Raw genomic sequence first — 12,480 nt, forward strand, 5'->3', positions numbered from 1 at the left:
ATGTAGCCTAATCTGTTTTTGTGGAGCGTTTATCCCGCTTAAGTAATAAAATAATGGCTCTTTAATATGTTTATGTAATTACCACTTTTAATTGTTATAAATAAATATAAATAAAAAAGGCACCCTGAGGTGCCTTTTTTAATGCCAGTCTAAACTTAGAATTGTTCTGAGTTTAATGCTTGGCTAAATGCTTGGTCTACTTCGCTGAAGTCATTGTGAAGCTCATGTTCAGCAGCTTCTGCTTCTTGACGACGACGTTCTAAGTGGTATGCAAGACCAGTACCAGCTGGAATCAAGCGACCTACTACAACGTTTTCTTTCAAGCCACGTAAATCATCTTCTTTACCTGTTACAGCAGCTTCAGTTAACACACGAGTTGTTTCCTGGAACGATGCAGCAGAGATGAACGAGTCTGTAGAAAGCGATGCTTTCGTAATACCCATCAATTGACGTTCAAACTTCGCAGGGAACTTGTTCTGAGCCAAGACAGCTTGGTTCTCTTGAACAACGCGGATGTAATCCACTTGCTCACCTTTGATGAAGCTTGTATCGCCACCATCAGTGATATCAACTTTACGCAACATTTGACGTACGATAACTTCAATATGTTTGTCGTTGATTTTTACACCTTGGAGACGGTATACGTCTTGAACTTCGTTCACGATGTAGTTAGTTAATGCAACTTCACCTTTCAAACGTAAGATGTCGTGCGGGTTTTGTGGACCGTCAGAAACTGTTTCACCACGGTTCACATGCTCGCCTTCGAACACGTTGATTTGACGCCATTTTGGAATCAATTCTTCGTAAATCTCAGAACCATCATCTGGGGTAATTACTAAACGGTTTTTACCCTTAGTTTCTTTACCAAAGCTTACAACACCTGAAACTTCAGCAAGAATTGCATGTTCTTTCGGTTTACGTGCTTCGAATAAGTCAGCTACACGTGGAAGACCACCGGTAATATCACGAGTACGTGATGTTTCTTGTGGTACACGACCAATTACGTCACCGACACCAATCGTTTCGCCATCGCGAACAGTTACGATTGTGTTTTGTGGCAAGAAGTAGAACTGTTCGCCGCCATCTGTTGTATCCAACACGATTGCAGGACGTAAATCTTTACCAGAAGCAGGACGAGCCGTTACAGGCAAGATTTCAACAGTAGTCATACCAGTTGCATCATCAGTTTTCGATGTTGCAGTTACACCATCAGCGATTTGGCTGAAACGTGCTTTACCAGCAACTTCTGTTACTAATGGATGTGTATGCGGATCCCAAGTCGCTACGATACCGCCAGCTTCAACAGCTTCACCATCTTTCAACAAGATGCTTGCACCGTAAGGAAGTTTATAACGCTCGCGCTCACGACCTAAATCATCGGCAATACCAATTTCACCTGAACGTGAAACTGAAACCAAGTGGCCTTTTGCATGTTGTACAGTTTTCACGTTATGGAAACGTACAGTACCTTTGTTACGTACTTGAACACTGTTTGCAGCAGAAGTTCGGCTCGCAGCACCACCAACGTGGAACGTACGCATCGTTAACTGTGTACCTGGTTCACCAATAGATTGTGCTGCCATTACACCAACTGATTCACCAGGGTTAACCAAGTGACCACGTGCAAGGTCACGGCCATAACATCTAGCACATACACCAAAAGCAGATTCACAAGCAATTACTGAACGTACTTTGACTTCATCCACACCCGCTTCTTCAAGATGAGCTGCGATTTTTTCGTCAATTAACGTACCACGAGGTAATACAACTTCATCATCAGATGCACGACGTACGTCTTCAGCAGTTACACGACCTAATACGCGGTCACGTAATGGCTCGATGACATCACCACCTTGAATGAATGGAGTCATCACCAGACCACCAGCTGTACCACAGTCAGGTTCGGTAATTACCAAATCTTGCGCTACGTCTACAAGACGACGAGTCAAGTAACCAGAGTTCGCAGTTTTTAATGCTGTATCGGCCAAACCTTTACGCGCACCGTGTGTTGAAATAAAGTACTGAAGTACTGTTAAACCTTCACGGAAGTTCGCTTTAATCGGTGTTTCGATAATCGAACCATCCGGTTTTGCCATCAAGCCACGCATACCAGCAAGCTGACGAATCTGCGCCGCACTACCACGGGCACCAGAGTCAGACATCATATAGATGCTGTTGAATGATTTTTGTTTCTCGTCTTCACCTTGTTTGTTTTTCACAAGTGTATAAGACAAGTTATCCATCATCGCTTTAGCAACTTGGTCGTTTGTACGCGCCCAGATATCGACAACTTTGTTATAACGCTCACCAGCAGTTACGAAACCTTGTTCGAACTGTTGTTCGATTTCACGAACTTCTGTTTCAGCTTTATCAATAATTGTGTGTTTAGTAGGTGGAATTAACATGTCTTCCATACCTACAGATACACCTGAACGAGTCGCTTGACGGAAGCCCAAGTACATTAATTGGTCAGCAAAGATAACAGTATCTTTCAAACCAAGTTTACGGTAGCAAGAGTTGATTAACTTCGAGATATTCTTTTTAGTCATCTCAAGGTTGATCATGTCAAAGCTTAAGCCTTGTGGAACAACTTCCCAAAGCAAACAACGACCTGGTGTCGTATCAACAATAATAGTTCCGTGTTCACGTTCACCATTTTCATTGATAACAGTTTGATGCACACGTACTTTAACACGAGCATGGATCGCAACCTGACCAGTTGCAAGCGCACGGTTTACTTCGTGAGTATCAGCAAACACCATGCCTTCGCCTTTAGCATTTACTGCATCACGCGTGATGTAGTAAAGACCCAAGACAACGTCCTGAGAAGGAACGATGATCGGCTCACCATTCGCTGGTGACAAGATGTTGTTTGTTGACATCATCAATGCACGAGCTTCTAACTGTGCTTCAAGTGTCAATGGAACGTGTACCGCCATTTGGTCACCATCGAAGTCGGCGTTAAACGCAGCACAAACGAGTGGGTGAAGACGGATTGCCTTACCTTCAATAAGAATAGGTTCAAATGCTTGAAGACCTAAACGGTGAAGTGTTGGCGCACGGTTCAACATTACTGGATGTTGACGAATTACAGAAGCAAGAACGTCCCAAACTTCTGGAGTCTCGCGTTCAACCATTTTCTTCGCAGCTTTAATGGTTGTTGCTTGACCTGAAGCTTGTAGTTTCGCAAAAATAAATGGCTTGAATAATTCAAGTGCCATTTTCTTCGGAAGACCACATTGGTGAAGACGTAAAGTAGGACCTACAGTAATTACCGAACGACCAGAATAGTCAACACGTTTACCAAGTAAGTTCTGACGGAAACGACCTTGTTTACCTTTGATCATATCTGCCAAAGATTTTAATGGACGTTTGTTAGAACCGGTAATTGCACGACCACGACGACCATTATCAAGTAATGCATCTACAGACTCTTGTAACATACGTTTTTCGTTACGTACGATAATGTCTGGTGCTGCAAGATCAAGAAGACGCTTCAAACGGTTGTTACGGTTAATGACACGACGATATAAATCGTTCAAGTCAGAAGTCGCGAAACGACCACCTTCAAGTGGAACTAATGGACGTAAATCTGGTGGAAGTACAGGAAGTACATTCATCACCATCCATTCTGGCTTGTTGTTTGAATCGTTGAATGCTTCCATCAATTTCAAGCGTTTAGACGCTTTTTTCAACTTCGTTTCAGAAGTTGTTTGAGGAATTTCTTCACGTAAACGTGCGATTTCAGCTTCAAGATCGATATCTTTTAATAAGTCCTGAATCGCTTCTGCACCCATTTTCGCAGTGAACTCATCACCGTGCTCTTCAAGTGCATTGAAGTATTCTTCGTCTGTTAAAAGTTGATACTTTTCAAACGGAGTCATACCAGGATCAGTTACAACGTATGATTCGAAATACAATACGCGTTCGATATCACGAAGCGTCATATCAAGTAATAAACCGATACGAGATGGTAACGATTTTAAGAACCAGATATGTGCAACTGGAGAAGCGAGTTCAATGTGACCCATACGTTCACGACGAACTTTCGCTGTAGTTACTTCAACGCCACATTTTTCACAAATGACGCCTTTGTATTTCATACGCTTGTATTTACCACACAAGCATTCGTAATCTTTTACTGGACCAAAAATTTTGGCACAGAACAAACCGTCACGTTCTGGTTTAAACGTACGGTAGTTAATTGTCTCAGGTTTTTTAACTTCACCATGAGACCATGACTTAATCATTTCTGGTGACGCAAGACCAATACGGATACGGTCAAACTCAATTGGTGCATGACCATCTGAGTCCGTTTTCTTACGCATGATATCGAGCAAGTCTTTCAATTTTTTTCTCCGTGTGTCGGGAAGCAACGCTTACCCGACTGGGTCACAAATATTGTTTTTTCCTAAAAAATCGTGAGTCTTACGACTTAGTCACCATTTTTCAGTTCAATGTTGATACCTAAAGAACGGATCTCTTTGGTCAATACGTTGAACGATTCAGGCATACCCGGATCCATATAATGGTTACCATCTACAATATTCTTATAGATGCGTGTACGACCTTCAACGTCATCCGACTTAACAGTTAACATCTCTTGAAGAGTATATGCTGCACCGTAAGCTTCAAGTGCCCAGACCTCCATCTCACCGAAACGCTGACCACCGAACTGTGCTTTACCACCAAGCGGTTGTTGTGTAACAAGTGAGTAAGAACCAGTTGAACGCGCATGCATTTTGTCATCAACCAAGTGGTTCAATTTGAGCATGTACATGTAACCTACAGTTACAGGACGATCAAACTGTTCACCCGTACGACCATCAAACAATACTGTTTGACCAGTACGTGAAATGTCAGCTAATTCAAGTAAGTCTTTAATTTGGCTTTCTTCAGCACCATCAAATACAGGAGTAGCTAAAGGCACACCAGCACGTAAGTTGCCAGAAAGAGCTAAAACTTCAGCATCAGTTAAGCTATCAAGATCTTCTTGCTCGCCACCAACTTTGTTATAAATCTTGTCTAAGAATTCGCGAAGTTCTAAAACTGTACGCTGTTCTTTCAACATTTTTTCGATTTTATCGCCAAGCCCTTTAGCCGCCATACCCAAGTGAGTCTCAAGAATCTGACCCACGTTCATACGAGATGGTACACCCAATGGGTTCAATACGATATCTACCGGTACACCGTTCGCATCGTGTGGCATGTCTTCAACAGGTAAAATGTTAGATACAACACCTTTGTTACCGTGACGACCAGCCATTTTATCACCAGGCTGAATACGACGTTTAACTGCTAGGTAAACTTTAACAACTTTCAGAACGCCTGTTGTTAACTCATCACCAGTTGAAAGCTTACGTTTCTTCTCTGCAAACTTCTCATCAATTTCTGCACTCTTCTCTTTCAAGAACACTTGAATTTGAGATAAACGTTCAGCAATTGCTTCGTCTGTAGGTTGGATTTCAAGTAAGTCAACAAGCTCTAAACCAGACAACATATCTTCAACAAGTTTGTCGCCACGTTTAGTCGAACCACCACCGTTAGATTCTTGGCCTTTAAGCAAACGAATTACACGCTCACGTGCTGCTTCTTCAAAGATCTTGTATTCTTCTTTCAAGTCTTTACGGTAAGAGTCAAGCTGTGCTTTTTCAATTGCTAACGCACGGTCATCTTTCTCTAAGCCATCACGAGTGAAGACTTGAACATCGATAACTGTACCTTTAGTACCAGATGGAACACGTAAAGATGAGTCTTTAACGTCGGCTGCTTTCTCACCAAAGATTGCACGAAGCAATTTTTCTTCAGGAGTTAACTGAGTTTCACCTTTAGGCGTTACTTTACCAACAAGGATGTCACCAGCAGTAACTTCAGCACCGATATAAACGATACCTGATTCATCAAGTTTAGAAAGTGCAGCTTCACCTACGTTAGGAATATCGGCAGTAATTTCTTCTGCACCTAACTTAGTATCACGCGCTACACATGATAATTCTTGAATATGAATAGAAGTTAAACGGTCTTCTTGAAGTACACGCTCAGATAATAAGATCGAGTCTTCGTAGTTGTAACCATTCCACGTCATGAACGCTACACGCATGTTTTGACCAAGCGCAAGCTCACCCATATCTGTTGACGGACCGTCTGCCAAAATGTCACCGCGAGCAACTTTGTCGCCCAAATTCACGATAATATTTTGGTTAATACAAGTGTTTTGGTTAGAACGTGTATATTTAATGAGGTTGTAAATATCTACACCAGCCTCACCTGCAATCATTTCATCTTCGTTTACACGAATAACGATACGAGAAGCATCTACATATTCAATCGCACCACCACGGTTTGCGATCACACATACACCAGAGTCACGTGCTACGTTCGCTTCCATACCTGTACCTACAAGCGGTTTATCCGCACGTAGAGTAGGAACTGCCTGACGTTGCATGTTTGAACCCATTAATGCACGGTTCGCGTCATCGTGTTCAAGGAATGGAATAAGCGATGCAGCTACAGATACAACCTGCTGTGCAGATACATCCATATGCGTCACTTTTTCAGGTGGCATACGTACGAATTCACCTTGATGACGAACAGAAACGAATTCTTCTGTTAAGTTGCCATCTTTATCTACAGCAGAGTCGGCCTGTGCAATAACAGTACCCACTTCTTCAATAGCAGATAAATATTCAACTGCATCAGTTACACGACCATCTACTACTCTACGGTATGGTGTTTCCAAGAAACCGAAGTCATTCGCTTTTGCATATACAGAAAGCGAGTTAATCAAACCAATGTTTGGACCTTCAGGCGTTTCAATTGGACATACACGACCATAGTGAGTTTGATGTACGTCACGTACTTCAAAGCCCGCACGTTCACGCGTTAAACCACCAGGTCCAAGCGCTGAAACACGACGTTTATGTGTAATTTCAGATAATGGGTTGTTTTGATCCATAAACTGAGACAATTGGCTTGAACCAAAGAATTCTTTGATTGCAGCTGCAACTGGTTTTGCGTTAATGAGATCTTGTGGAGACAAATTATCTGTTTCTGCTTGGCTTAAACGTTCTTTAACAGCACGTTCAACACGAACTAAACCAACACGGAATTGGTTTTCAGTCATTTCACCAACAGAACGTACACGACGGTTACCCAAGTGATCGATATCGTCGACTTCACCTTTACCGTTACGAATTTCAACTAATGTACGTAATACATCGATGATATCTTCGTGCGATAAAATACCTTCTACTTCACGTGACTTCTGGTCAGTACCAACTTCGTATGGGCGACCCAAACGACGGTTGAACTTCATACGCCCTACTGGAGATAAGTCATAACGTTCAGAAGAGAAGAATAAGTTATTAAATAAGTTTTCAGCAGCTTCTTTTGTTGGTGGCTCGCCTGGACGCATTACTTTATAGATTTCAACTAATGCTTCTTCACGACCAGATGTTGTGTCAGCACGTAATGAGTCAGCAACAAATGAACCACGGTCAATATCGTTCGTAAACAAGATATTGAATTGTTTAACGCCGCCTTCTGCCAGTTTCACCATAACTTCATGGCTTAACAATGTATTTGCAGCAATCACATCACCATTACGTAAAGTAATATCTTCAGCAGTGATACGCTCATACAAGTACTCATCAGGAACTGATAGCTTAGCTAAACCAGAAGCTTCCATTTGACGTACGTGACGTGCATTAATACGTTTACCTTGTTCAACAATGATTTTACCGTCATTGTCAGCAATATCAAATTGCGCCATTTCGCCACGCAGACGATCTGGAACGAGGTCAATTTGATAGCTACCCATATCAAGATATACAGGCACTTTCTCATAGAACAAATTCAAGATTTGTTCATTGTTATAACCCAATGCACGCAACACAACAGTTGCTAATAATTTACGACGACGGTCAATACGTACATAAACTAAATCTTTAGCATCAAATTCGAAATCTAACCATGAACCACGGTAAGGAATAATACGTGCAGAATAAAGTACTTTACCACTTGAATGTGTTTTGCCTTTATCGTGATCGAAGAACACACCAGGTGAACGATGTAATTGAGATACAATTACACGCTCAGTACCATTGATAACAAAGGTACCATTGTCTGTCATGAGTGGCATTTCACCCATGTAGACTTCTTGTTCACGTACGTCTTTAATAGATTTAGTTTCGCGATCTTTAATAATCAAACGAATTTTTACGCGCATTGGTGCTGCATAAGTCGAACCACGTAAAATACATTCACGCACATCAAACTCAGGCTTACCAAGGCTATACTCAACAAATTCTAAAGCAGCATTGCCAGAATAACTTTCTATAGGAAAAACTGAACGAAATGCGGCTTGGAGACCGATATCTTCGCGGTTTTTTGGAGATTTGCCACCTTGCAAGAACGTTCTATACGAATCGACCTGAATCGAAAGTAAGTACGGTGCTTCCATTACTTGGGGCAATTTACCAAAATTCTTACGGATCCGTTTCTTTTCGGTATATGAGTATGCCATCTGGAGTCCTCGGAAAGTAAACCAAGCCCGCCTGCAGAACGGGCTCAGAAGGAATTACACAGGCCGATATGGCCACCACTGTTTACAAATGCTGCAATTTTTAGTGGTATTAAAACGCTTAACAATATTTTTTTAAAAAGAAAAATATTGGTAAGCATTTGAAATTACTTTGATTCTTCTGAAATATAACAGTTATTGTACAGAACAAACAAAAATCGAGCCGATTATTGTAACGCAAAAAGGCTGATGACCCAAGAGCCATCAGCCATTTTATGGAGCCGATTTAAAAACCGACTCCTTTTACAATTACTTAAGTGTAACTGTAGCACCAGCTTCTTCAAGTTTCTTTTTAAGTTCTTCGCCTTCTTCTTTAGAAACGCCTTCTTTAAGAACTTGTGGAGCACCTTCAACTAGGTCTTTAGCTTCTTTAAGACCAAGGCCAGTTGCTTCACGAACTGCTTTAATTACAGCTACTTTGTTAGCACCAAAAGAAGTCAACTCAACGTTGAATTCAGTTTGTTCTTCAGCAGCAGCAGCAGCAGGAGCAGCAGCTACAGCTACAGCAGCAGCAGATACGTTGAATTTTTCTTCAAAAGCAGAAATAAGTTCAACAAGTTCAAGAACAGTTTTTTCAGCAACTGCGTTTAGGATTTCTTCGTTTGTTAAAGCCATGAGATTAACTCCAAATGGGTATTGAATGGTGTGGAAGTAGATTTAAGCTTAAGCAGCTTCTGACTCGTTTTTCTCTTGAAGCGCTGTAAGTAAGCGACCCAATTTCGAAATAGGAGCTTGAAGAACAGATGCGAGCATAGTAAGCGCTTTTTCTTGGTTTGGAAGGTTTGCGATAACGCTAACATCAGCACCTTGATAAAGTTTGCCATCAAATGCAGCAGCTTTTAATTCAAATGCTTTGTTAGTTTTAGCAAATTCTTCAAACAAGCGTGCAGCTGCACCCATATCGTCTTCAGAAGTTGAGAATGCTAAGATTGTTGGGCCAACAAGGTTGTCATTCAAGATTGCAAATTGCGTATCTTGAAGAGCACGTTTAGCCAAAGTGTTACGTACAACGCGTGTAGCAACACCTAGTTTACGAGCTTCAACACGAAGAGTAGTTAATTGCTCAACGGTTAAACCTTGATAGTCAGCAACAACGGCAGCGAACGCTGTAGAAGCAGTTTGAGCCACTTCAGCAACGATCTGTTTTTTGCTTTCAATAAGAAGAGCCATTGTAAAACCTCCTAACGGTGATTTATGTACTCAAAAAAGTACACTCCCAATTCGCAAGTCAATAAGGATTTGACTTGCACGCGGAGGAGGAATAAATCACACCACCGCGTCTACGCAGGCTGGGTTATTAAGAAGATATTCAAAAGAAGTCTCTTCGCCTGTGGTCTTTGACGCTGATAAATTTACATTTATCAATTCAAAGTCCGCCTGATGAGTGAGGAAACAAAGCAATACTTTGAATGAGTATAAAAACCTATAATTTTTATACTCTGCCCTCAATCAGGACTTTAAAATTCTTGACTAAGTTTCAAACTTAGTTAGAAACGTTGCTTACATCAACAGTAAGACCAGGACCCATAGTTGAGCTCAAAGTGATCTTTTTGATGTATACACCTTTAGAAGTTGCAGGTTTTAACTTTTTCAAGTCAGCAACTAAGGTTTCAACGTTTTGACGGATAGCAGCAGCTTCAAAGCCTAATTGACCGATCGCAGCATGGATAATACCCGCTTTGTCTACACGGTAACGAGCCTGACCAGATTTAGCGTTTTTAACAGCATTCGCTACATCAGGAGTTACAGTACCAACTTTAGGGTTTGGCATTAAACCACGTGGACCAAGAATTGTACCGAGCTTACCAACAACACGCATAGCATCAGGAGCAGCGATTACAACATCAAAGTCAAGGTTTCCGCCTTGAATGCTTTCAGCAAGGTCATCAAAACCTACGATATCTGCACCAGCTTCTTTAGCAGCTTCTGCTTGCGCGCCTTGAGCAAACACAGCTACACGTACAGTTTTACCAGTACCAGCAGGTAATGTAGTCGCACCACGAACAACCTGATCAGATTTACGTGGGTCTACACCAAGATTTACAGCTACATCCAAAGATTCTTTGAACTTTGCAGCAGGTAGGCTGTTAAGAACTTGCACTGCTTCTTCCAAAGTGTAAACTTTGTTTGCTTCAACAGCAGCAGCAATGGCTTTTTGACGTTTAGTTAACTTTGCCATGTCTTATAGCTCCACTTCCAAGCCCATAGAACGCGCAGAACCAGCAATGGTACGTACACGTGCGTCTAAATCAGCACCAGTTAAATCTGGTTCTTTAGTAGTCGCAATTTCTTCTAACTGAGCACGAGTCAACTTACCAACTTTAGTTTTGTTTGGTACAGATGAACCCTTTTGGATACCAGCAGCTTTCTTAAGAAGAATAGAAGCTGGAGGAGTTTTCATGATGAATGTGAACGACTTGTCGTTGTACACAGTAATCACTACAGGAATTGGAAGACCTGGTTCAACTTTTTGTGTAGCAGCATTGAATTCTTTACAGAATGCCATGATGTTTACACCACGTTGACCTAATGCAGGACCAATTGGTGGAGATGGATTTGCTTTACCAGCTGGAACTTGCAGCTTGATATAGCCGTCAATCTTCTTAGCCATTTTAAAATACCTCTGGGTACGAACGCCGCTAGGCTCCCCAATCTTTACGCAACACTACTGTTACAACAACAATGCCCGATAAAATCGGGCGCTTTTCAACCAATTAAGATTAAATCGTTTTTTCGACTTGGCGAAATTCGAGTTCAACCTGAGTTGGTCGATTAAATACATTAATCGTCAACGTTAAACGTGACTTTTCGTATTGAACTTCTTCCACCACACCTTTAAAGTCTGTGAATGGACCGTCAATAACAAGTAATTCTTCACCAGGCTCAAACATCGTCTTAGGACGTGGTGCTTCACCTGTATTACGTACACGCGCAAGAATCGCATCTGCTTCGCGCTGAGTGATTGGTGCTGGTTTTTCAGGTGTACCACCAATGAAACCTAGAACCTTTGGACATTCTTTAACGATATGCCAAGTATCATCATTCATTTCCATTTCGACTAATACATAGCCAGGAAAGAATTTACGCTCAGATTTACGTTTCTTACCATCCTTCATTTCTACCACTTCTTCGGTAGGAACAAGGACATCACCAAAGCTATCAGCAACAGCGCTACGCTGGATTCGTTCTGTAAGCGAACGCAACACTTGTTTTTCATAGCCAGAGTAGGCATGAATAATGTACCAACGTTTCATAGCTCTTTTACCCGATAATCAACTTAATTAACCAACCCAAACCATAGTCAAAGCACCATAAAACCAATGATGCAACAACTACAACCAATAGAACCTGCCACGATGTAGTGACTGTTTCTTGTTTTGTTGGCCAAGTTACTCGACGCAATTCGACTCGTGCATCTTTTAGCAAACGAACGAAGCCTTTACCTTGATGGGTGGCGTATAATAAACCTAAAGCCACAACGATACAAGCAAAAATTGCCCCAACGCGCACCCAAATATTATTTGCAGGTGCCCAATACGCTGGTAAATACTGATTCACCATAGTAGCTAAAAGCAAGAATGCAATTGCAATCACCCATAGAACAATATCTAGAGGCGAACCAGAACGAACAACTTCAGCAGAATTATTTCTTTGAGGAATTGGCGCGTCGCTCAATGCGTCACGCGATTTATCATTCGACATTTTTGTACTCGTCGTAGAACTCGCGACTTATTATATGAACAACTAAGCCAGCATCAAGCTTTTTATTTCAAAATATGGCAGGTCAGGAGGGACTCGAACCCCCAACATTCGGTTTTGGAGACCGACGCTCTACCAATTGAACTACTGACCTATAATGCAAGTTGAGAGCCAAAGCCCTCAACCTGAGACGTAATCCG

8 protein-coding genes and 1 tRNA gene are annotated in these 12,480 nt (G+C 41.7%); all 9 read right to left on the reverse strand.

Annotated features, from left to right (window positions below; genetic code table 11):
- Positions 1 to 155: 155 nt before the first annotated feature.
- Positions 156 to 4,349, reverse strand: a complete 4,194-nt coding sequence (rpoC, locus tag F968_RS17355; RefSeq protein ID WP_013199106.1) for a DNA-directed RNA polymerase subunit beta' — start codon at positions 4,347 to 4,349, stop codon at positions 156 to 158.
- An 86-nt stretch (positions 4,350 to 4,435) separates the two neighbouring features.
- Entirely contained in the window at positions 4,436 to 8,524 is a 4,089-nt protein-coding gene (gene rpoB / locus F968_RS17360; RefSeq protein ID WP_004795100.1) for a DNA-directed RNA polymerase subunit beta, read from the reverse strand.
- Between the two features lie 306 nt (positions 8,525 to 8,830).
- A complete protein-coding gene (gene rplL, locus F968_RS17365) occupies positions 8,831 to 9,196 on the reverse strand; it encodes a 50S ribosomal protein L7/L12 (RefSeq protein ID WP_004795102.1) in 366 nt (121 codons plus the stop codon).
- 48 nt (positions 9,197 to 9,244) lie between these two features.
- On the reverse strand, positions 9,245 to 9,751 hold the full coding sequence (gene rplJ / locus F968_RS17370) for a 50S ribosomal protein L10 (protein WP_004699170.1): 507 nt from the start codon (positions 9,749 to 9,751) through the stop codon (positions 9,245 to 9,247).
- Between the two features lie 313 nt (positions 9,752 to 10,064).
- On the reverse strand, positions 10,065 to 10,760 hold the full coding sequence (gene rplA, locus F968_RS17375) for a 50S ribosomal protein L1 (RefSeq protein WP_004795104.1): 696 nt from the start codon (positions 10,758 to 10,760) through the stop codon (positions 10,065 to 10,067).
- Positions 10,761 to 10,763: 3 nt separating this feature from the next.
- A complete protein-coding gene (rplK, locus tag F968_RS17380; protein WP_001074682.1) occupies positions 10,764 to 11,192 on the reverse strand; it encodes a 50S ribosomal protein L11 in 429 nt (142 codons plus the stop codon).
- A gap of 109 nt (positions 11,193 to 11,301) precedes the next feature.
- A complete protein-coding gene (gene nusG / locus F968_RS17385; protein WP_003654499.1) occupies positions 11,302 to 11,835 on the reverse strand; it encodes a transcription termination/antitermination protein NusG in 534 nt (177 codons plus the stop codon).
- A 7-nt stretch (positions 11,836 to 11,842) separates the two neighbouring features.
- On the reverse strand, positions 11,843 to 12,283 hold the full coding sequence (gene secE, locus F968_RS17390) for a preprotein translocase subunit SecE (RefSeq protein WP_004795106.1): 441 nt from the start codon (positions 12,281 to 12,283) through the stop codon (positions 11,843 to 11,845).
- Positions 12,284 to 12,358: 75 nt separating this feature from the next.
- Positions 12,359 to 12,434 (reverse strand) — tRNA-Trp (locus tag F968_RS17395).
- Positions 12,435 to 12,480: the final 46 nt, after the last annotated feature.

The organism is Acinetobacter sp. NIPH 817 (assembly GCF_000368405.1).
Taxonomy (GTDB): domain Bacteria; phylum Pseudomonadota; class Gammaproteobacteria; order Pseudomonadales; family Moraxellaceae; genus Acinetobacter.

Excerpts from the sequence above, each read along its gene's own strand:
- rpoB (WP_004795100.1), bottom strand. The coding sequence starts at position 8,524 with ATGGCATACTCATATACCGAAAAGAAACGGATCCGTAAGAATTTTGGT.
- rplL (WP_004795102.1), bottom strand. The coding sequence starts at position 9,196 with ATGGCTTTAACAAACGAAGAAATCCTAAACGCAGTTGCTGAAAAAACT.
- rplJ (WP_004699170.1), bottom strand. The coding sequence starts at position 9,751 with ATGGCTCTTCTTATTGAAAGCAAAAAACAGATCGTTGCTGAAGTGGCT.
- rplA (WP_004795104.1), bottom strand. The coding sequence starts at position 10,760 with ATGGCAAAGTTAACTAAACGTCAAAAAGCCATTGCTGCTGCTGTTGAA.
- rplK (WP_001074682.1), bottom strand. The coding sequence starts at position 11,192 with ATGGCTAAGAAGATTGACGGCTATATCAAGCTGCAAGTTCCAGCTGGT.
- nusG (WP_003654499.1), bottom strand. The coding sequence starts at position 11,835 with ATGAAACGTTGGTACATTATTCATGCCTACTCTGGCTATGAAAAACAA.
- secE (WP_004795106.1), bottom strand. The coding sequence starts at position 12,283 with ATGTCGAATGATAAATCGCGTGACGCATTGAGCGACGCGCCAATTCCT.